Origin of the sequence: Tritonibacter mobilis F1926 (assembly GCF_000376545.2) — a bacterium.
Taxonomy (GTDB): domain Bacteria; phylum Pseudomonadota; class Alphaproteobacteria; order Rhodobacterales; family Rhodobacteraceae; genus Epibacterium; species Epibacterium mobile.
Genome location: NZ_CP015230.1, coordinates 1,183,994 through 1,203,388, shown reverse-complemented (window position 1 = coordinate 1,203,388; position 19,395 = coordinate 1,183,994). Strand labels below are relative to the sequence as shown.

Genomic DNA, 19,395 nt, shown 5'->3' with positions numbered 1-19,395 from the left:
GGGCGCATTTGGAATTGAGAGGATCCGAATATGCCCAAACGCTTTCGCCTGACCCGCCGCTTTCCCGTCGCCATGACGGAGGATGGCTTTCGCAGGCTCAAACGCTTTGCCCAGGAGGCAGGACTGGATGAGGGAGAAGCGCTGTCGTTTCTGTTCGAGAATTTTGACAGCGTGACCAACCATGAAAACCTGACCCACCGGTTGCGGCTGTTCAACGCCGAGCTGGAGGATCGCAAACGCTAGCGCACGGCAAGGACTGCCACGCGCTTAAGGGGGAGAGATGAGCGCAGAGCTGGATTTTCGCACATCATCTGCATGGATGACCGACGAGCACAAAATGCTCGCTGACATGACGCAGAGCTTTATCACCAGGGAGTGGGCCCCAAAGTTCGAACGCTGGCGCAAGCAGGGCGAGATGGACCGCTCCACCTGGGCTGAGGCCGGTGAACTGGGCCTGCTCTGCCCCTCCATCCCCGAGGAATTCGGCGGCGCGGGCGGCGATTTTGGCCATGAGGCGGCGATCCTGATCGAGGCCAGCCGCGCCAATCTCGCCAGCTGGGGCCACGGCATCCATTCGGGCATTGTGGCGCATTACATCCTGTCCTATGGCACAGAAGAGCAAAAACAGCGTTGGCTGCCCAAGATGGTGTCCGGCGAGCTGGTCGGTGCGCTGGCGATGACAGAACCCTCAACCGGGTCTGACGTGCAGGCCATCAAGACCAAGGCCATTCGCGATGGCAATGATTATCGGCTGTCCGGGCAGAAAACCTTTATCACCAATGGCCAGCACGCCAACCTGATCCTTGTGGCCTCAAAAACGGACCCGTCCCTTGGGTCAAAAGGCATCTCGCTGGTGGGGCTTGAAACAGATGGCGCCGACGGGTTCACCCGTGGCCGCAATCTCGAAAAGGTCGGCCTGCACGCAGCGGACACGTCGGAACTGTTCTTCGACGATATCGCGGTGCCGCCGGAAAACATCCTTGGCGGTGCCGAGGGTCAGGGCTTTTACCAGATGATGCAACAACTGCCGCAGGAACGGCTGATCATCGCCTGCGGCGCGGTTGGCGCGATGCAGGGCGCGGTCGAGCGCACCATCGCCTATTGCAAGGAGCGCGAAGCCTTTGGCGGGCCTCTGACCCAATTTCAGAACACCCGCTTCAAGCTCGCTGAATGCCTGACCAAGAGTAAAGTCGCCCGCGCGTTCCTTGATGAATGCATGGTCGACCACCTACGTGGGAACTTAAGCGTCGATAAAGCGGCGATGGCCAAATACTGGATCACCGACACCCAAGGCGCTGTGCTCGATGAGTGTTTGCAACTGCACGGAGGATACGGGTTCATGCAGGAATACGCCGTGGCGGAAATGTGGACCGATGCCCGTGTGCAGCGCATTTACGGCGGCACCAATGAGATCATGAAAGAGCTGATTGCGAGGTCGCTGTGACAGTTCCAGCGCTTTCCCTTGCCGCGTCTGACGGATGCCTCCGGCGGGGATATTTGAGAGAAGTTGAAGGTATGGGGCGCGCCTGCCCCCGGGCTCTCCGCCTAATGGGCAAGCGCGCCTTCAGCTTCTGCGGTCATCGGCTTCCCAGCCTGTACCGCACTGCCATGTTATCGCCATCTTGGTTAACAAACGCTGACTATCCTTCATCTTCTTCAAAATATCCCACGGGGGTGCGGGGGGGTGAACCCCCCGCCGCGACATCGCCACTGGGAGGGGCGATTTGATATGAAACTCTATTGTTTTGGCGAATCCGGCCATTCCTACAAGGCGGCGCTGGCGCTTGAGCTTGCGGGGCTTGCGTGGGAGCCGGTCTTTGTTGACTTTTTCAACGGCACCACACGCGGCGATGCGTTCCGAAGTGACGTCAATGAAATGGGCGAGTGTCCGGTTTTAATTGATGGTGACGTAACGCTCAGCCAGTCCGGCGTGATCCAGCAGTATCTGTCCGAGACCTATGGCAAGTTTGGTGGAACCACCCCGGAAGAGAAACGGGAAGTCCTGCGCTGGCAGCTCTGGGACAATCACAAACTGTCTTCAAACGCGGGCCTGTGCCGGTTTTTGATGAATTTCCTGCCCAAAGACAAACGCCCGGCTGAAGTAATTGCATTCCTGCAAGGACGCCTCAAAGCGGCCTACGCAGTTCTGGACAAACACCTGGAGGGCCGCGACTGGATCGTGGGCGAAAGCCTCACCAATGCCGACCTTACCTGCTGTAGCTACCTCTATTACCCGGAGCCTTTCGGCTTTGACCGCAAGGATTACCCCAATATCGACGCCTGGCTGTCGCGCCTCAGCGCCCTGCCCGGCTGGAAACACCCCTATGACCTGATGCCCGGCAACCCGTCGGATCGAGCTTGAGGAGACCAATATGACCGAAGCTTACATCTATGATTCCGTCCGCACCCCGCGCGGCAAAGGCCGCAAGGACGGCGCACTCCATGAGGTGACCTCCGTGCGCCTCTCTGCCCTGACCCTGAACGCGCTGAAAGAGCGCAACAACCTCGAAGGCCATGCGGTCGAGGATGTGATCTGGGGCAACGTCACGCAGGTGATGGAACAGGGAGGCTGTCTGGCGCGCTCTGCGGTGCTCGCCTCCGATCTGGATCAATCCATTCCGGGCCTTGCGATCAACCGCTTCTGCGCCTCTGGCATGGAAGCGGTGAACCTCGCTGCAAACCAAGTCAAAGGTGGCGCGGGAGATGGCTATATTGCGGGCGGCGTCGAGATGATGGGCCGTGTGGCGATGGGCTCTGACGGGGCGGCGATTGCCGTGGACCCAACCCTTGCGATGGACACTTATTTTGTGCCTCAGGGGATCTCCGCCGATATCATCGCGACCCAGTATGGGTTTACCCGCGAGCAGGCCGATGCGCTGGCGGTGGAATCCCAGCGCCGTGCCAAGGCCGCGTGGAATAACAACCGCTTTGCCAAGTCGATCATCACCGTGCGCGACCAGAACGGTCTGGCGATCCTCGATCATGATGAATACATGCGCCCCGGCACCGATATGCAGGCACTTGGCGCGCTCAATGCGTCCTTTCAGATGATGGGCGAAGTGATGCCGGGCTTTGATGCCGTGGCAAAACTGAAATATCCGCATCTGGAAAAGGTCAACCACATCCACCACGCCGGGAACTCCTCGGGGATCGTGGATGGTTCTGCCGCGCTGTTGATCGGCAACAAGGAATTTGGCGAGCGTCATGGCCTGAAGCCGCGCGCCCGTATCAAGGCGACTGCCAAGATCGGCACCGACCCGACTATCATGCTGACTGGCCCTGTGCCTGTGACCGAGAAGATCCTCAAAGAGACCGGCATGACAATCTCCGATCTGGATCTTTTCGAGGTCAACGAAGCCTTTGCCTCGGTGGTCTTGCGCTTCCAGCAGGCCTTTGACGTCGATCCGGCCTTGGTGAATGTGAACGGCGGATCCATCGCCATGGGGCACCCGTTGGGGGCGACCGGTGCGATCATCATCGGCACGCTGCTGGACGAGCTGGAGCGGCAGGACAAGGAATGCGGCCTTGCCACGCTCTGCATTGCATCCGGCATGGGTGCGGCCACCATCATCGAGCGCGTCTAAGCGACGCCTTCTCACCTGATAGGGTTGGAGACAAAGACTATGACCGATTTCAAATACGACGTAGACGCCGATGGCATCGCCATCATCACATGGGACGCTGAAGGCAAAAGCATGAACGTCCTCACCCGCGAGGCCTTTGGCCTGGTGGAGGAATATATTGACCGTGCACTTGGCGATGACGCCGTCAAAGGCGTGGTGATCACTTCCGGCAAGAAAGACTTTGCGGGCGGCATGGACCTGAATGTGCTGGCCACCATCCGCGAGGAATCCGGTGAAAATCCGGCACAGGGCCTGTTTGATTTTACGATGAATGGCCACCGCATCCTGCGCAAGCTGGAGCGCGCCGGGATGGACGCCAAGACGAACAAGGGCGGCAAACCGATTGCCTGTGCCATCAATGGCACCTGTGCGGGCATCGGCACCGAGATTGCGCTGGCCTGTCATTACCGCAGCATGACCGACAACCCAAAGGCCAAGATCGGCCTGCCGGAGATCCTGCTGGGCATCTTCCCCGGTGGCGGCGGTACCATCCGCTATTCGCGCATGGTGGGCGCAGTCAACGCCGCCCCCGTGCTGCTCGAAGGCAAGATGCTGGACCCTAAAAAGGCAAAATCCGCAAGCCTCGTGGATGAGGTTGCCGCCGATCCGCTGGAGGCGGCGCGTCAGTGGGTGCTCAATGCCAAAGACGCCGACATCGTCAAGCCGTGGGATCAGAAGGGCTATAAAATGCCCGGCGGCGCGCCTTATCATCCTGCGGGTTTCATGAACTATGTCGGTGCTTCCGCCATGGTGCATGGCAAGACCCAAGGCGCGTTCCCGGCGGCCAAGGCGCTGCTCTCTGTGGTCTATGAAGGCGCGCTGGTGGATTTCGACACTGCGCTGCGCATTGAGGCGCGCTGGTTCACCCATGTGCTGATGAACCCGTCGTCCTCTGCGATGATCCGCTCGCTGTTCCTCAACAAGCAAGCGCTTGAGAAAGGCGCCGTGCGGCCCAAGGGCATCGAGGATCAGTCCGTCAAGAAGATCGGCGTTTTGGGCGCGGGTATGATGGGCGCGGGCATCGCATTGGTGTCGGCGCAGGCGGGCATGGAAGTCGTGCTGATCGACCGCGACCAGGACGCCGCCGACAAGGGCAAGGCCTACTCCGCCGCCTATATGGACAAGGGCATCAAGCGCGGCAAAGCCACGCCCGAGAAGAAAGAGGCGCTGCTGGCGCAGATCACGGCAACACCGGATCTGGAAGTGCTGAAGGGCTGCGATCTGATCATTGAGGCGGTGTTTGAAGACCCGAGCGTAAAGGCCGAGATGACCAAGAAAGTTGAAGCGATCATCCCCGAGGATTGCATCTTTGCCTCCAACACCTCGACCCTGCCGATCACCAGCCTCGCCGAGGCCTCGGTCCGACCGGAGCAGTTCATCGGCATTCACTTCTTCTCGCCGGTTGAGAAGATGTTCTTGGTGGAGATCATCAAAGGCGAGAAAACCGGGGATCGCGCGGTGGCCAAGGCGCTGGACTATGTGCGCCAGATCCGCAAGACGCCGATCGTGGTCAATGATGCGCGCTTCTTCTACTGCAACCGCTGCATCATCCCCTACATCAACGAAGGCGCTCGGATGATCACCGAAGGTGTCTCGCCAGTGCTGATCGACAATGCGGCGCGCCAGCTGGGCTTCCCGGTGGGGCCGATCCAGCTCACCGATGAGACCTCGATTGATCTTGGGGCGAAAATCGCACGGGCCACCAAGGCCGCGATGGGCGATGCCTATCCCGACAGCCCGGCGGATGATCTGATCTTCTGGATGGAAGACCAAGGGCGTCTGGGGCGCAAGGCCAATGCGGGCTTCTTTGATTATGATGACAAAGGTAAACGAGTTGAGTACTGGAAGGGCCTTGCGGAGAAATACCCGCAAGCTGCCGAGCAGCCGGATTTGATTGAGGTGCAGGAACGGCTGATGTTCGCGCAGGTCCTTGAGGCCGTCCGGGCGCTGGAAGAAGGTGTGTTGATGGACATCCGCGAGGGCGACGTGGGCGCTGTTCTGGCCTGGGGCTTTGCACCGTGGTCCGGTGGACCGCTCTCGTGGCTCGACATCATCGGCACACCCTATGCGGCGGAGCGCTGCGACCAGCTGGCAGAGGCATATGGCGACCGTTTTGCCTGCCCGCCGCTGTTGCGTGAGATGGCGGAGAAAGGCCAGACCTTCTATGGCCGTTTTGCGCCGGAAGAGGATCAGGCGGCCTGATCTCTGCACACATGTGATCTAAAAAGTCGCCCCTCGCGGGGCGGCTTTTTTTCTTTTGCGAGGCTCTACCTCGCGCTCAGAGGTATTTAGAAAAAGGTGAAAGACAGGTGCGCGGTGATGCGCTATGACGCGTGTGCGCTTGGCAAGACTGTCGCGCCACTTCCCCCCTGAAATTATGTGAGGTTGGTCATGGGTGACCATTTGTATGTCGTAACGGGTGGTCCCGGGTCCGGCAAAACGACATTGATAGAGGCGCTGGGTCTGCACGGCATTGCATCGATGCCTGAGGCCGGACGCGCCATTATCCGCGATCAGATCGCCATCGGTGGACAAGCGTTGCCTTGGGCGGATCGGGGGTTGTTTGCGCAAACCATGCTGAGCTGGGATATGCGCTCCTATCACGAGGCCACAAAGCTGCCGGGGCCGGTTTTGATGGATCGCGGCATCCCGGATACCCTTGGATATCTGCGCCTGTGTAACCTGCCGGTGCCAGCGCATGTGGAAAAGGCGGCTGGGATGTTTCGCTACAATCCACGCGTGTTCATTGCGCCCTACTGGCCGGAGATCTTTGGTCAGGATGCGGAGCGCAAACAGGGTGAGGCGGAAGCGCGTGCGACATTTGAGGTGATGCAGCGCACCTATCAGTCCTTGGGGTATGAGGTGATTACCTTGCCCAAGGCCCGCGTTGAAGATCGCGTGGCGCTGGTGCTTTCGCATCTAAGTCAGGGCTGAAACAGAGAAAACCCGCCGCCGAAAGGATCGGCTGGCGGGTCGTCTGCTCTGGAGGGGGTGAGAGAGAGCGTGTAATCAGGCGAAGGTTGCGTATTGCGGCTCGCCAGTGCCGCCGGTGCCTGCCATCGCGCCGGCGGGGGTCCAGAAGCTGTCTTCGGTGATCATGTCGATCACCAATTCACGGGCTTCGGAGGCGGAGAGGATGGTGTAAAGCTCCTCGGACTGAGCGGTCACGCAGTAGTGCATCAGGTCGTGATCTGCGGGGCAGAAGGCCAGAACGCCGGCCTCGATATAGACGACCTCATCCTCATCAAAGTTGAGAACGATGGTTTCCATGGTCACCTGCTGCGGTGCGCGGGTGATACCGCGGTATCCTTCGAGGGCGCAGGCGGGAACCACTGCAAAAGGATCTCCCAGCGCATCCTCAAGGAGGTCATGCTCCAGCAAGATGCCCTGCTCTGGCTTGACCCACATCGGGTTGCGGTTGCCGAGTGCATCGCGGGGGATGTAGATGGGCGCCATTTCCTGTGCAGAGGCGGTGTCGCCCAGAACCAGAACGCGGCGTTCAATGGATTTTACGGGGCGCATGCCGTGATCGAAGGTCAGAACCTCATCGCCGGTGGAGAGGGCTTCTACCGGGCGCCAACCAGTCGCAGTTGCAACCATGGTCCCTGCGAGAAAGCCCGCCTGACCTGTGGCCACCATCGGAAACTCGGTGGTGAATGCTTCTGCCATCGGGGAGGCATTCCGTTTTGCAAACCAATCCAGCATGTTCCTGTCCTTTCGACACTTAAGTTGCTCCGGACCTCGGGGGCTCGAAGCTCCAATCGCCGTTCCGTGAATTCTTTGTAGCAAACCGGGCGGGCCTGGGCGCGGTCTCTTAGGGAGCCGCTCTGTATCAAAGGGATAGGGGGTAATCGTTAAAAGAGTATTCAAATCGTCCGATTTCGAGGTGGCAGCACGTCCTTACGGCATCAATCGCCTGTGAATCATAGTAAATACGCCAGTCGGGATCGCGCCGCGACTCATTCACACGGGGCAATTCCAGTGCGAATCCCAAGTGATCGAACAAAGGTGCGGTATCCTTGGCGAAATGTTCGAGCCTTATGTAAAGGCTGCAATGCTCATACCCGTCCGACTGCATCATATAAGACGGAGCCGGTTGAGACTTGAGCGCGCGCATCACCAAAGGATCGGTCACAAAACTGGTAAACGGCAGCGCATGCGCCAGTGGCACCATCGGATGATCAAAGGATTGCTCTTTGAGCCAGTGATAGAGGCTGACCATGCGATCAAAAGGATTGCGCACCAGCGTGAAGGCAAACATCTGACGCAGCTCTTCGCGGCTGGCGAGACCCTCGATATCGGCAAGGGTTGAGTGTTTCCACAATCGCCCCCGCGTTTGGGTGCCATGCAGGCGGCGGCGGCGTTTAACGGCCTTCGGCGTGTCGCCCAGCATCTCGTCCCCGGCCATGGCGCGCGCCTCCAGCGCCAGCGCGAGCGCGGTGCCGCCGGTCTTGGGGATATGAATAAAGACGTAGTTGCGCCCGCGCGAAAGGATCATGCGCAGAGGCTAACCCATTAAGGCGCATTGGGAAACAGCGAAGCGGAGGCGGCCTATGCAGCATAAATACCGCCAACGCACGCAATCTCTTTCAATTTTCACATCTCCAGCGCAATATTCGACCTCATGGACAAAACGGCAAGACCGGGGAGGAGGAACCATGGGATGGCTGGCAGATGAAACCGGGCTGGATCGGACGGCGGCGAACTATGTGCCGCTGACACCGCTGTCGCATTTGCAACGCGCGGCGCACGTCTTTGCCGAGGACACGGCCCTTGTCTACGGCCAAACCCGGCGCACCTATGCGCAGTATCACGATCGCTGTACCCGGCTGGCGGCGGCGCTGGCCGGCATGGGGGTGACGCCCGGCGATGTGGTTGCCACCTTGCTGCCAAATATCCCGGCGCAGGCCGAGGCGCATTTTGGCGTGCCCGCCTGTGGTGCGGTGCTCAATACGATCAACATCCGGCTGGACGTGGATACCGTCGCCTATATCTTTGAACACGGAGAGGCCAAGGTGGCGCTGGTCGACAGCGAATTCCTCGCGCTGGCCGAGGCCGCCAAGGCGCAAATAGCAGGTGATGGCCCGATCCTCATCGAGGTGCCAGATCCCGAGGCGGGTGTGCCCGCAAGCGGACGCCATGCCATCTATGATGAAATCCTCGCTGCTGCAGCCGATGATTTTGACTGGATCATGCCCGAGGACGAATGGGAAAGCCTTGCGCTCAACTACACCTCCGGCACCACCGGGCGGCCCAAGGGTGTGGTCTATCACCATCGTGGCGCCTATCTGATGACCATGGGCACGGTGATTTCATGGCAACTGCAATTGCGCCCGATTTATCTGACCATTGTGCCGCTGTTTCACTGCAACGGCTGGAATCACACGTGGATGATGCCAGTGCTGGGTGGCACCGTGGTTTGCTGCCGTAACACAACCGCCGAGGCGATTTATAATGCCATCGCCGATGAGGGAGTGACCCATTTTGGTGGCGCGCCCATCGTGCTCAATATGATCGTCAACGCCAAGGATGCGGAGCGGCGTGCCTTTGACCACACGGTCGAGGTCTTTACCGCAGGCGCGCCCCCTGCCCCGGCGACGCTGGAAAAGATCGAACGACTGGGGTTTCACGTCACACAGGTTTACGGTCTGACGGAAACCTATGGCCATGTCACCGAATGCCTCTGGAAAGGAGACAGCTGGAACACGCTCGACACCGCCGGGCGGGCCGCGATCAAGGCCCGTCAGGGTGTGGCCTTTCCGATGATGGACCATATCACCGTGGTCGACGCAGAGATGAAACAGATCCCGATGACTGGCACGGATCAAGGCCAGATCGTGATGCGCGGCAATTCGGTCATGAAAGGCTATCTGAAAAACCCCGAGGCTACCACAGAGGCCTTTGCCGGCGGCTATTTCCATTCCGGCGACATCGCGGTGCAGCATCCCGATGGCTATATCCAGATCTCAGACCGGGCCAAGGACATCATCATTTCAGGCGGAGAGAATATCTCCTCCGTGGAGGTCGAAGGCGTGCTGATGGGTCACCCGGATGTGAACCTTGCTGCGGTGGTGGCAAAGCCAGACGAAAAGTGGGGCGAAGTGCCCTGTGCCTTTGTGGAGTTGAAAGAGGGCGCAGAGGTCGACGAAGCAGCCCTGATCGCCTTCACCCGCCAGACGCTTGCCGGTTTTAAGACCCCAAAAGCGGTATTTTTTGGGGAACTGCCCAAGACATCGACCGGTAAGATCCAGAAGTTTGAACTGAGAAAACGGTTCGCTGGCGGGAGTTGAAGACGATCTCCACCCGCGGATTGGGGACGCTTTTGTAAAATGACACTGGATGGCAAAGATCTGTCAGACCGGGCGAGAAGCTGCGATTGCTGACATTCAGCACGCAGACCACAAATGGAAACGAAGAGGACAAAACTACCGTTTTGTCGTTAGGCGTGAGTGTCCGGTTTCATCACGACGCTATTGTAACCGCGCCACTAGAAACTCCATCAGCGCTCTTACGCGCCGTGGCTGGACTGCTCCTGCTGGGTAAACCATGTGAAGCGCGTTCGGTTCTGGTGAAAACGCCTGCAGTACCTCAACAAGGCCTCCAGATGCCAGATCCGTCCGGACATCCCATTCCGACTTTCGTGTAATACCCTGCCCGCCCAGACACCACCGCCGAATGAGGCCTCCATCATTGGCAATGCGGTTCCCAAAGACCCGCCTCGTTTTCATCTGCCCGTCGATCACAAACGCCCAATCCCGATCAGTGTTGGCTCCAAAGCGCATGATCAGGCAGTTGTGATGGCTCAGATCATCTGGATGCATGGGCGTTCCGTTGCGCTTCAGATAATCGGGGGACGCGCAGACGATCCGACGGTTTGCCCCGAGCTTGCGCGACTTCATCGTGCTATCGGACAATTCGCCAAAGCGGAGCGCAAGGTCGATGCCCTGCCCGACCAAATCGATAATTCCGTCACTGAGCGTCAGGTCGATCGCGATTTCCGGGTGCTCTGACATGAATTGATCCAGCAGCGGCACGAGTTGCGTGCGACCTAGATCACTCGGCGCACTCATGTGGATCATGCCGGATATTTTTTCCACCCCCAGCTTGATCCTTGCTTCTGTTTCCTCCGTCTCTGCCAATATGCGCCGCGCGCCCGTGACCAACTCGCGGCCCTCGTCTGTCAGACTGATCGAGCGCGTTGTTCGCGTCAGCAGGCGCGCTCCGTAATGCGCTTCGAGTGCAGCGAGCCGCTCTGTGACCGTCGCGGGCGACAATCCAACCTCACGACCCGCCGCCGCAAGCCCAGCTTTTTCCACTATCAGCAGGAACAGCTTGAGATTTTCTATCAGCATGGATGCTTCATTATTCGCCTATTCCGAATTATCAATTGGGATTTTAGGCAATTATTTGCCCTAAGGATAGGCGATAGATGATGATCAACGAAAGGAGATCATCATGCATCTCGACCACATCACCATCCGAACACGCGATTTGCCCGGGACACGGGCCTTCTTGCTTACGGTCTTTGATGAGTTGCAAGAGCGCGCAAGGCCCGAGGCGATCCATCGTATTCCGGGGCACTGGCTCTATGCTGGTGACAAGCCAATCATCCATCTGATCGGCGCGCGGGGCTACGGCACGGATACCGCCGCCGAAGCCTACGATCATGTGGGCATCCATCTTGATGATTACAGGGGCTTTCGCGCCAAGCTCGAAGCTCTGGGTATCCGCTATTCAGCGATGGACCTCGAAGATCTGGATGAACGGAGGCTGTTTTTCCGCACGCCTTCCGGTCCGCTCATCGAAGCCGTTTTCCACGACCCCATGCCTCAACGAGAGGAGACCCTTCAATGACCTTCACCAAGGAAACCAAAACCATTGTGATCGGCGGTACATCCGGGATCGGAAAAGCCGTTGCAACTGCGCTTGCAAACCGCGACGGAACTATTGAAGTGGCAAGCCGGTCCACTGGACTTGATGTGAAAGACGAAGCGGCGATTGAAGCTTACTTCGATGCGCAAGGTCCGGTCGATCATGTCGTTTTCACCGCAGGGTCATCAGCACCGGGCGGTGCAGTCACCGACGTGTCGTTTGATGCTGCAAAGCAAGCCTTTGACACAAAGTTCTGGGGGGCGATCGCGGTTGCCAGAGCAGCGGCGCGCCACATCAAACCCGGCGGATCAATCACGCTGACGTCCGGGTTCCTCGCCCGGCGCACGGTACCCGGTACCTACGTCAAAACTGCCATGAATGCGGCTCTAGAAGCGGTGGCCAAAATTCTGGCCAAAGAGCTGGCCCCGATCCGCGTCAATGTCGTCAGCCCCGGGCTGACCGATACCGAAGCCTACGCCGGTATGACGAGCGAGGCGCGCATGGCGATGCTCCATAACGCCGCGAAATCGCTGCCTGCGCGCAAGGTCGGCTGTGCCGATGATCTGGCCGCTGGCTACCTCTTCGCCATCGACAACCCCTTCGTCACCGGTGCCGTCATCGACATCGACGGTGGCGCATTGATCAACTGAAGGAGGCCCAAATCATGTCCCTCAAATCGAAAATGCCGCTGCAAGTCTGGATATTGACGCTCGCAGCATTCGCCATCGGCACGGCAGAATTTGTCATTGCCGGTATTCTGACCCAAGTGGCCGAAAGTCTGAATGTCTCTGAAGGTCAGGCCGGCCACCTCATCACTGCCTATGCGATGGCTATCGTCATTGGTGGGCCGATCCTGACACTCTGGCTGTCACGCTATCGCAAACGCGTTGTGCTGATCGGTCTTATGGTGCTCTTCGTCGCCTCGAACCTGATCACAGCCTTTGCAACTGATTACACGACACTGATGATCAGCCGGGTCATGGCCGGTCTGACACAGGGGCCATTCTACGGTATCGGAGCGGTTGTCGCCACGCGGCTGGTCACAAAGGACATGGAAGGCCAGGCGGTCGGCCAGATGTTTGCAGGCCTGACGCTGGCCAATGTACTGGGTGTTCCCGGCGGCGCGTGGATCGGCAATATGTTTGGCTGGAACACAACCTTCATCGTCGTCGCCGTGCTTGGTGCAATGGCTGCCGCCGCTATTGCGATTGCCATCCCACCACAAGGTGCTGAAAAGCCGAAATCCATCCGCTCGCAAATCGGCGCGTTCCGCAATCCGCAGCTGCTGGCCAGTTTGCTCATCACAACGCTTGGCTGGGTCGGCTTCATGACCTTCTACGGCTACATCGCGCCAATCGCAGAACAGGTCGCAGGCTTTGAACGGGCGTCCCTGACATGGATTCTGGTCATCATCGGGCTGGGTCTGGTGCTGGGGAACACGCTGGGTGGCAAGACTGCCGACAAAAACCTCCGCGCGTCCCTGATCGGCTGGCCTGCCGCAATGATCGCCGCGCTGATCGTCGTCGGTCTGGTGGCCTCGCAACCCTACCTGTTCGTTGCTGCGGCCTTCGTTTTTGGTGTCGTGTCTTTCGCCAACGTCCCACCGATGCAGATGCGCGTCATGAAGCATGGCGGTGAAGCGCCTGAGCTTGCCGCGACGGCCAATATCTCGGCCTTCAATATCGCCAACGCCCTGGGCGGCATCATCGGTGGCGCGGTTGTCGATAGCACACTGGGGGCCGCCTACATCCCCTTCGCCGCGATCATCGTGCCTGCACTCGGCCTCGTCTTCATCGTCTGGCAGGAGCGAAACCCCGCTCCTGCCCCCACCAAAGCCTGAGGTTGAAAGGACCCGAACATGACACTCTTCACCCCCGTATCCATCGGCGCGATCAATCTGCCCAACAGGGTGGTTATGGCCCCGATGACCCGCTCACGGTCGACACAACCGGGTGATGTGCCGAACGCCATGATAGCGGAGTACTACGCGCAACGCGCCAGCGCTGGCATGATCATCACAGAAGCCACGCAAATCTCACCCGAAGGTAAAGGGTACTCCTTCACGCCGGGCATCCATTCCGAAGCACAGATTGCCGGATGGAAACAGGTGACCGACGCAGTTCACGCCAAAGGCGGGCGCATCGTATTACAGCTCTGGCATGTCGGGCGAATGAGCCACCCGATGTTCCACGCAGATGGCAAGCCTGTTGCACCATCTGCCATTGCCCCGGATGCGACCGTCTGGATCGTGGATCCTGAAACGGGCAAAGGTGGCATGGTGGAATGCCCTGTTCCACGCGCGCTTGAAACAGATAAAATCGCCCGCATTGTCGAGGATTACCGCCTTGCGGCCCGCAACGCCAAAGCCGCCGGTTTCGATGGCGTCGAGATTCACGCAGCCAATGGATACCTCATCGACGCGTTCCTGCGCAGCACATCCAATCATCGCGCGGACGCCTATGGCGGTTCTGTGGAAAACCGCATCCGTTTTGCGGTGGCAGTTGCCGAAGCAGTTTCATCGCAGATGGGTGCAGACCAGACGGGCATTCGTTTCTCGCCCTTTATCACGCAGCGCGGGATGGACGATCCAGATGCGCCGCAGGCCATCCTGACTCTGGCGAAAAAGCTGGACCAGATCGGATTGGCCTACATCCACTTGGCCGAAGCCGATTGGGACGATGCGCCGCAAACGCCGGAATGGTTCCGCAAAGAACTTCGCGCGGCCTATTCAGGGTCGGTCCTCGTCGCAGGTGGTTACACGCCAGACATGGCCGTCGCCGCTATCAACAGCGGCTATGCCGATGCTGTGGCCTTTGGACGCCCGTTTATCGCCAACCCTGATTTGCCACGCCGCTTGGCTGAAAATCTTCCGCTGTCTCCCTTTGATAGCGACACGCTCTTTGGCGGCGATGCGCAGGGATACACCACCTACGAGGTCTCGGTATGACCGCCCCGCTCACAAAGCACGAGATCACCGAAGGCCGGGCAAATCCTCGGATCGGCACTGCGCTTGTCGCTGAAACCGACGGAATGCGCATCTGGCACCTCAGGGTGCCGCCGGGCGAAACTCATCCTCCCCATCGTCACGACCACCCCTATTTCTGGACAGTGCTGACCGATGGTACGGCGCGATCCCGCTTCGATGACGGTCGCGTGGTCGATGTAACCTACACCAACGGCCAGACCCAGCATTTCCCTGACCTGTCGCCCGACAATGCCTTTGTCCACGACCTGATCAACACCGGCGAGACAGAACTTGTCTTCGTCGCCGTCGAATTTACCAAACAAGGAGAAGACCTATGAAAGCTGTCGGATTCACACATTATCTGCCCATTGAGAACGAGAGTGCGTTTCGCGATCTCAACGTTGAAAAACCACTGCCCGAAGGCCGAGATATTCTGGTGAACGTCAAGGCTGTTGCCATCAATCCGGTGGACACGAAGGTACGCGCACCCAAAGACAAGGTGGAAGAGACACCACGCATCATCGGCTATGATGCATCCGGCGTGGTCGAAGCCGTCGGTCCGGATGTGACGCTCTTCAAGCCGGGAGATGAGGTGTACTATGCGGGCGACATCACCCGCTCGGGCACCAATGCGGAGTTCCATCTTGTCGATGAGCGGATCGCCGGCCGTAAGCCTGCGTCCCTGTCGCATGCCGAATCCGCCGCCCTCCCGTTGACGACAATCACAGCTTACGAGGCGTTTTTTGATCGTCTTGGCATAGACCGCGACGGGGCAGATGCCGGACAATCACTCCTTATCATCGGTGCGGGCGGTGGTGTCGGCTCCATTGGTATCCAGCTTGCCAAACAGGCCGGGTTAACAGTGATCGCCACCGCATCCCGTTCCGAAACTTCGGATTGGGTGAAATCGCTTGGCGCGGATCATGTCGTCAACCACCGCGAGGACATGGTTGCTCAGGTGCAAGCCATTGGCCTCAAGCACGTCGATCATATCGCGATCTTCAACGACATGCGGCACTGGGACACGGCGGTTGAGTTGATCTGCCCGCAAGGTGGCATTGTCAGTATCGACGACACCGATCTGCCTATGCCAATGGGTGGCATGAAGACCAAGGCCGCGAGCTTCCATTGGGAGTTCATGTTTGCCCGCTCCATGCACCAGACGCCGGACATGATCGAGCAGCATCACCTTCTCTCCTACGTGGCCGGTCAAATTGATGCGGGAAACATCAAGACAACCCTCTCCGAGGTTCTGTCCCCGATCAATGCCGCCAATATGCGCGAAGCGCACAGGCTGGTCGAAACGGGTCAGGCCAAAGGTAAGATCGTCGTCGAAGGATTTTAACCATTGTCACGGAACGGCGACAAACCGTTCCGTGCAACCAATTTAGGCGAGCAGCCCTTCATGCACCTTGCAGAACAGATGGCTCCGCTGGAAATTCGCGGCACGCAATACGAATAAGCGCGATCAAGCAGACCGCCTCTTTATTACGATGCTCAAACACCGCGCATCCCCCGCATCGGTATCTGACACATCATCTCGCCCTTCTGCCTTCGCGGGCGCATTCGCCCTCAGGTGTGCCCATCAACAGGCCAACGGGACGTCTTGCGCAGCCACATCTGGCTCATTTCTACCTCAACGCCCTCTCAACGCTCAGAAAAACACCTAAGCATTGCCATTTTAGCCGCAAAGCGGTTTGCCGCCGATGCAGCTTGCATGTTAAATAACATCTAGAACAACAGGAGCAGGCAATCCCGGTCGATGACGGTACTCCGTGAATTTCAGCGGCTTGAGGCGGTGGGCATCTGGCGGCCTTCGCCGTCAGAGCAGCGGCGCGACGTGATTGTCTCGCTCGGGGATGCGACGCTCACCATTACCGATATGCAAGATCGCCCCCTTGCCCATTGGTCGCTGGCTGCGGTCGAGCGAGCCAATCCCGGTGAGTTCCCTGCCCTTTATCATCCCGATGGTGACCCTGGCGAGACGCTGGAACTGGCCGAGGATGAGGTCACCATGCGTGAGGCCATCGAGAAAGTGCAGACCGCAATCGAACGCGCGCGCCCACACCCCGGACGGCTGCGGCTTTTTGGTGGGGTTGCGATTGTCACCTGCGCCGTGGCGCTGCTGGCGCTTGGCCTGCCGCAGACCATGCGCAACCAGACACTGGCGGCGGTTTCAGAGGTGCATCGCAAAGCCATCGGTCAGGCGCTATTGGGCCGTATCGAACGCGTATCAGGTCAGGCTTGCTCAACGCCGGAAGCTGACCCAATCCTGAAAAAGCTCGCGGATCGTACCGGTGTGCGCCGCGTGGTTGTTCTGCGCTCCGGCATTGCCGAGAGCCTGACGCTGCCCGGTGGTATCGTGTTGATGCATCGCACCTTTGTCGAAGATTACGAAGACCCGGCCGTGGCCGCAGGGGCAGTGCTGGTCGAGCACGTCCGCGCACAGGCGCAGGATCCGATGGCAGAGATCCTTGATGTCGGAGGGTTTATGGCGACCTTCCGGCTGCTTACGACGGGCGAAATCAAACGCGAAACACTGGATCGCTATTCCGAGACCATGCTGTCCTCGCCCCGTCCGGCTGTGGATACTGAGGCGCTCCTGGCTGAATTTGCCCGCGCCGCCATCCCCTCGACACCCTATGCCTATGCGCGTGATGTCACAGGAGAAGCCACCATTGGCCTGATTGAAGCCGACCCAATGGCGGGGCGTGATCTGGCGCCAGTGCTGAATGACCGCGACTGGGTGCAATTGCAAAACATCTGCGGCTAACCATCTATTTTCCAATAAAAAAGGCCGGGACAACCCGGCCATTTCTTCCAGAGAATCTGGGATTAGATTTACTTGCTGAGCCGTGCGCGGCTAAATCCCGCAGCGCGAATACGTTGCAGCGCCTGATCCGCACCAGCGGTAAAGGGTCCAGCCAAAACCACCTTCAGGGTCTGGCCATTGCGATTGAGCGTACCGAGGCGCATCTGCAGACCTGTCGCCGCAGAAAGCTCGCGCGCGACACGCTTTGCCTCTTCTGTATTGGCGAGGGTTGCGGCGCGCACATAGCGCGGTGTGGCCGGTGTCTTGCTCGTCTCTGGCAAGGTTGCATCCGGTGCCGCACGGCTGGAGATGCGGGTGGTGGTCACAGGGCCACCCCGGCGTGGCGGCACGATGCCGTATTTGGCCTTGGCATCCCACAGAATGAACGGGGTCTTATCAAGCGATTGCTCCACCTGACGGCGCGGCAGATTGTCCGTCCAGACCTGTGCCATCTGTTGATCGCCTTGCTGCGTGCGCTGCGCCCGGCGGGTGTTCATCCGGTTGTCCGAACGCTCCGCCAGAATGTAGCCCTCAGGCACGGCGGGCTGTTCGTTGATCACGGTTGGGCGGATGGTCTGCTCGACCCGATGGATGTTCAGCCGGTCGTCTTCCCACGCGGGTCGATACCCTGCGGGCACCTGCAGCCCCTCGCTCTCGCGACGCAGCAGATAGACATGTACCGGCAAAATGCGGGTGTTCGGAGTGATCTGCGCAAGCGGATCACCAGATTTGCGCAACCGGGTGCGCGGCACGGTTGCAACGGTCGGCGCTGCGGGTGCAGGCGCTGCCGCAGCGCGCAGCGGTTTGGGTGGCGTCGCACGCGCCGGGCGAGCTGGTGAGAGCGCCACGTTTTTTGCATCGGTCGAGGTCATCGCGGCAGTGCGCTCTGGCTTAATCGCTGTGCTGGGAGCTGTGCTACGGCTGCGCACAGCGGGCGGAGGCGTCACCCGCACGGGCGCAGGTTCATCAACGCGACCGGCATCGGGGGCCAGTGTAATGATGTCTGGACGCGGATCCTGAGCTGACGGCTGTTGGCGGGTAGATCCGGCGATATTGGAAGGCTCAGCACCACACAGCTGCTGACGGGCCCGGTTCACACGCGGAATCCACGCTACATTTCCATCGACACCGGCGCGGATGAAGATACAGCCACGACTGTCCACATATTGGCGCCCCTGATAGCTGGCTGGAGGAAACTCCGCCGGTTGCGCCGTCTTGGATGAAAGCTGCGCAAAAGCACCGGAGCCCAAACCGGATACCAAGATGAGGGATACTGCCGTAATTGTAGTTATTTTCATCAACCTGCCCCACAATATATGGCGGTAGGATGCCTGAAAAGCGCAACTGAGTAAAGGCAATCTGGGCAACAATATGGCGCGATCCAGCGGATCGTCGCCATATTTCTCGATCACGTAACAGCGCACGGCAGAACGCGTATAAAAGGCCGCTGCCTGTTATCCAGAAGCCGTTATTTGGTGCCGAACATCCGGTCGCCTGCATCGCCAAGACCGGGCATGATATAGCCCTTCTCGTTCAGCCCACGATCCAGCGAAGCGGTGATGATTTTCACATCCGGATGCGCTTCCTTCATGCGTGCGACCCCTTCGGGCGACGCAAGCAAGCACAGGAAACGAATGTTGTTGGCACCGGCCTCTTTCAGCAGGTCGATGGCAGCAACCGAAGAATTGCCGGTGGCCAGCATCGGGTCCACTGCAATTACCATTCGGTCAGAGATCTGCTGCGGCACCTTGAAGTAGTATTGCACCGGCTGCATCGTCTCTTCGTCGCGGTACATGCCAACAAATCCAACCCGCGCAGAGGGGACCAGTTCCAGCACACCGTCCAGCATCCCGTTGCCTGCGCGCAGGATCGACACCAACGCCAGTTTCTTACCCGCAAGGATCGGCGCTTCCATATCCTCCATCGGGGTCTCAATGGTGGTGGTGGTCAGTGGCAGCTCGCGCGTGACCTCATAGGCCAGCAGTTGGGTGAGTTCGCGCAAGAGTTGGCGAAACTCATAGGTGGAGGTTGCCTTGTCCCGCATGATGGTCAGCTTGTGCTGCACCAGCGGGTGGTCAACGACGGTCAGGTGGTCACTCATAAAGGACACTCCTTTTGGCTTT

At 59.2% G+C, this 19,395-nt stretch carries 19 protein-coding genes; 14 read left to right on the top strand and 5 right to left on the bottom strand.

Annotation, left to right across the window (positions count from 1 at the left end):
• Nucleotides 1-30 precede the first annotated feature (30 nt).
• The 6 genes from K529_RS05785 to K529_RS05760 all read left to right on the top strand — a co-directional run bounded on the left by K529_RS05785 (nt 31) and on the right by K529_RS05760 (nt 6,557).
• Nucleotides 31-243: a hypothetical protein gene (locus K529_RS05785; protein ID WP_005629582.1), complete on the top strand. Its 213-nt coding sequence runs from the start codon at nt 31-33 to the stop codon at nt 241-243.
• Nucleotides 244-280: 37 nt separating this feature from the next.
• The gene (locus tag K529_RS05780) at nt 281-1,444 is read left to right on the top strand and encodes an acyl-CoA dehydrogenase family protein (RefSeq protein ID WP_005629580.1); all 1,164 of its coding nucleotides are present in this window, start codon (nt 281-283) and stop codon (nt 1,442-1,444) included.
• 285 nt (nt 1,445-1,729) lie between these two features.
• Complete coding sequence (locus K529_RS05775) at nt 1,730-2,362, top strand: glutathione S-transferase family protein (protein ID WP_005629577.1); 633 nt, start codon at nt 1,730-1,732, stop codon at nt 2,360-2,362.
• A gap of 10 nt (nt 2,363-2,372) precedes the next feature.
• Nucleotides 2,373-3,584 (top strand): acetyl-CoA C-acetyltransferase, encoded by a 1,212-nt coding sequence (locus K529_RS05770; RefSeq protein WP_005629574.1) that lies wholly within the window; start codon nt 2,373-2,375, stop codon nt 3,582-3,584.
• A 39-nt stretch (nt 3,585-3,623) separates the two neighbouring features.
• The gene (locus tag K529_RS05765) at nt 3,624-5,825 is read left to right on the top strand and encodes a 3-hydroxyacyl-CoA dehydrogenase NAD-binding domain-containing protein (RefSeq protein ID WP_005629570.1); all 2,202 of its coding nucleotides are present in this window, start codon (nt 3,624-3,626) and stop codon (nt 5,823-5,825) included.
• A gap of 189 nt (nt 5,826-6,014) precedes the next feature.
• Entirely contained in the window at nt 6,015-6,557 is a 543-nt protein-coding gene (locus K529_RS05760; RefSeq protein WP_005629566.1) for an AAA family ATPase, read from the top strand.
• Between the two features lie 75 nt (nt 6,558-6,632).
• Here K529_RS05760 and K529_RS05755 read toward each other — a convergent pair whose 3' ends face one another.
• Nucleotides 6,633-7,328: a Hint domain-containing protein gene (locus tag K529_RS05755; protein WP_005629563.1), complete on the bottom strand. Its 696-nt coding sequence runs from the start codon at nt 7,326-7,328 to the stop codon at nt 6,633-6,635.
• 127 nt (nt 7,329-7,455) lie between these two features.
• Complete coding sequence (locus K529_RS05750; protein WP_046002171.1) at nt 7,456-8,121, bottom strand: sulfotransferase family 2 domain-containing protein; 666 nt, start codon at nt 8,119-8,121, stop codon at nt 7,456-7,458.
• 160 nt (nt 8,122-8,281) lie between these two features.
• Here K529_RS05750 and K529_RS05745 point away from each other — a divergent pair, with 160 nt between their 5' ends.
• On the top strand, nt 8,282-9,913 hold the full coding sequence (locus K529_RS05745; RefSeq protein ID WP_046002172.1) for an AMP-binding protein: 1,632 nt from the start codon (nt 8,282-8,284) through the stop codon (nt 9,911-9,913).
• Nucleotides 9,914-10,093: 180 nt separating this feature from the next.
• Here K529_RS05745 and K529_RS05740 read toward each other — a convergent pair whose 3' ends face one another.
• Nucleotides 10,094-10,975, bottom strand: coding sequence for a LysR family transcriptional regulator (locus K529_RS05740; RefSeq protein ID WP_005645560.1), 882 nt, complete (start codon nt 10,973-10,975; stop codon nt 10,094-10,096).
• A 103-nt stretch (nt 10,976-11,078) separates the two neighbouring features.
• On the opposite strand from K529_RS05740, the gene K529_RS05735 reads away from it, so the two are divergent.
• From K529_RS05735 to K529_RS05705, 7 genes are all read left to right on the top strand, one after another.
• The gene (locus tag K529_RS05735; protein ID WP_005645562.1) at nt 11,079-11,477 is read left to right on the top strand and encodes a VOC family protein; all 399 of its coding nucleotides are present in this window, start codon (nt 11,079-11,081) and stop codon (nt 11,475-11,477) included.
• On the top strand, nt 11,474-12,145 hold the full coding sequence (locus K529_RS05730) for an SDR family oxidoreductase (protein WP_005645565.1): 672 nt from the start codon (nt 11,474-11,476) through the stop codon (nt 12,143-12,145). Before K529_RS05735 ends, K529_RS05730 begins: the two co-directional genes overlap by 4 nt.
• A 14-nt stretch (nt 12,146-12,159) precedes the next feature.
• Complete coding sequence (locus K529_RS05725; protein ID WP_005645568.1) at nt 12,160-13,335, top strand: MFS transporter; 1,176 nt, start codon at nt 12,160-12,162, stop codon at nt 13,333-13,335.
• 18 nt (nt 13,336-13,353) lie between these two features.
• Complete coding sequence (locus K529_RS05720; protein WP_005645571.1) at nt 13,354-14,442, top strand: alkene reductase; 1,089 nt, start codon at nt 13,354-13,356, stop codon at nt 14,440-14,442.
• The gene (locus tag K529_RS05715; RefSeq protein ID WP_005645574.1) at nt 14,439-14,798 is read left to right on the top strand and encodes a cupin domain-containing protein; all 360 of its coding nucleotides are present in this window, start codon (nt 14,439-14,441) and stop codon (nt 14,796-14,798) included. The genes K529_RS05720 and K529_RS05715 overlap by 4 nt, the downstream gene beginning before the upstream one ends.
• The gene (locus K529_RS05710) at nt 14,795-15,805 is read left to right on the top strand and encodes a zinc-binding alcohol dehydrogenase family protein (RefSeq protein ID WP_005645578.1); all 1,011 of its coding nucleotides are present in this window, start codon (nt 14,795-14,797) and stop codon (nt 15,803-15,805) included. The genes K529_RS05715 and K529_RS05710 overlap by 4 nt, the downstream gene beginning before the upstream one ends.
• 417 nt (nt 15,806-16,222) lie before the next feature.
• Nucleotides 16,223-17,233: a hypothetical protein gene (locus K529_RS05705; protein WP_005645581.1), complete on the top strand. Its 1,011-nt coding sequence runs from the start codon at nt 16,223-16,225 to the stop codon at nt 17,231-17,233.
• A 68-nt stretch (nt 17,234-17,301) separates the two neighbouring features.
• Here K529_RS05705 and K529_RS05700 read toward each other — a convergent pair whose 3' ends face one another.
• Both K529_RS05700 and upp read right to left on the bottom strand, forming a co-directional pair.
• A complete protein-coding gene (locus tag K529_RS05700) occupies nt 17,302-18,570 on the bottom strand; it encodes an SPOR domain-containing protein (RefSeq protein ID WP_046002173.1) in 1,269 nt (422 codons plus the stop codon).
• Nucleotides 18,571-18,740: 170 nt separating this feature from the next.
• Nucleotides 18,741-19,373, bottom strand: a complete 633-nt coding sequence (upp, locus tag K529_RS05695; RefSeq protein ID WP_005651217.1) for a uracil phosphoribosyltransferase — start codon at nt 19,371-19,373, stop codon at nt 18,741-18,743.
• Between the last annotated feature and the right edge of the window lie 22 nt (nt 19,374-19,395).

Bases quoted from the DNA above. Each gene is read 5' to 3' on its own strand.
- K529_RS05785 (WP_005629582.1), top strand. From the start codon at position 31: ATGCCCAAACGCTTTCGCCTGACCCGCCGCTTTCCCGTCGCCATGACG.
- K529_RS05780 (WP_005629580.1), top strand. From the start codon at position 281: ATGAGCGCAGAGCTGGATTTTCGCACATCATCTGCATGGATGACCGAC.
- K529_RS05775 (WP_005629577.1), top strand. From the start codon at position 1,730: ATGAAACTCTATTGTTTTGGCGAATCCGGCCATTCCTACAAGGCGGCG.
- K529_RS05770 (WP_005629574.1), top strand. From the start codon at position 2,373: ATGACCGAAGCTTACATCTATGATTCCGTCCGCACCCCGCGCGGCAAA.
- K529_RS05765 (WP_005629570.1), top strand. From the start codon at position 3,624: ATGACCGATTTCAAATACGACGTAGACGCCGATGGCATCGCCATCATC.
- K529_RS05760 (WP_005629566.1), top strand. From the start codon at position 6,015: ATGGGTGACCATTTGTATGTCGTAACGGGTGGTCCCGGGTCCGGCAAA.
- K529_RS05755 (WP_005629563.1), bottom strand. From the start codon at position 7,328: ATGCTGGATTGGTTTGCAAAACGGAATGCCTCCCCGATGGCAGAAGCA.
- K529_RS05750 (WP_046002171.1), bottom strand. From the start codon at position 8,121: ATGATCCTTTCGCGCGGGCGCAACTACGTCTTTATTCATATCCCCAAG.
- K529_RS05745 (WP_046002172.1), top strand. From the start codon at position 8,282: ATGGGATGGCTGGCAGATGAAACCGGGCTGGATCGGACGGCGGCGAAC.
- K529_RS05740 (WP_005645560.1), bottom strand. From the start codon at position 10,975: ATGCTGATAGAAAATCTCAAGCTGTTCCTGCTGATAGTGGAAAAAGCT.
- K529_RS05735 (WP_005645562.1), top strand. From the start codon at position 11,079: ATGCATCTCGACCACATCACCATCCGAACACGCGATTTGCCCGGGACA.
- K529_RS05730 (WP_005645565.1), top strand. From the start codon at position 11,474: ATGACCTTCACCAAGGAAACCAAAACCATTGTGATCGGCGGTACATCC.
- K529_RS05725 (WP_005645568.1), top strand. From the start codon at position 12,160: ATGTCCCTCAAATCGAAAATGCCGCTGCAAGTCTGGATATTGACGCTC.
- K529_RS05720 (WP_005645571.1), top strand. From the start codon at position 13,354: ATGACACTCTTCACCCCCGTATCCATCGGCGCGATCAATCTGCCCAAC.
- K529_RS05715 (WP_005645574.1), top strand. From the start codon at position 14,439: ATGACCGCCCCGCTCACAAAGCACGAGATCACCGAAGGCCGGGCAAAT.
- K529_RS05710 (WP_005645578.1), top strand. From the start codon at position 14,795: ATGAAAGCTGTCGGATTCACACATTATCTGCCCATTGAGAACGAGAGT.
- K529_RS05705 (WP_005645581.1), top strand. From the start codon at position 16,223: ATGACGGTACTCCGTGAATTTCAGCGGCTTGAGGCGGTGGGCATCTGG.
- K529_RS05700 (WP_046002173.1), bottom strand. From the start codon at position 18,570: ATGAAAATAACTACAATTACGGCAGTATCCCTCATCTTGGTATCCGGT.
- upp (WP_005651217.1), bottom strand. From the start codon at position 19,373: ATGAGTGACCACCTGACCGTCGTTGACCACCCGCTGGTGCAGCACAAG.